Genomic DNA, 244 nt, shown 5'->3' with positions numbered 1-244 from the left:
TGTCGAGCGGCTTGAGCACGACGAACAGCAACGTGACTTCGCTGTCGGGCGTGGTGTCGACCAACACGAGCAATATCGCGTCGCTGTCGACGGGTGTGAGCTCGCTGTCGTCGGGTCTGAGCACGACGAACAGCAACGTGGCATCGCTGTCCTCGTCGACTTCGAGCGGCCTGAGCACGGCCAACAGCAACATTGGCTCGCTGTCGAGCGGCTTGAGCACGACGAACAGCAACGTGACTTCGCT

General features: G+C 61.5%; 1 protein-coding gene. It reads right to left on the bottom strand.

What is annotated here, in order from left to right; genetic code table 11:
- On the bottom strand, positions 1-244 hold a 244-nt coding region (locus H0X90_RS36375; protein ID WP_269061752.1), incomplete at both ends, for a hypothetical protein.

This window comes from Burkholderia sp. 9775_39 (assembly GCF_015712225.1).
Taxonomy (GTDB): Bacteria; Pseudomonadota; Gammaproteobacteria; order Burkholderiales; family Burkholderiaceae; genus Burkholderia; species Burkholderia cenocepacia.
Note: the sequence above shows the minus strand (reverse complement) of the source record. Positions and strands in the feature narration are given on the sequence as shown.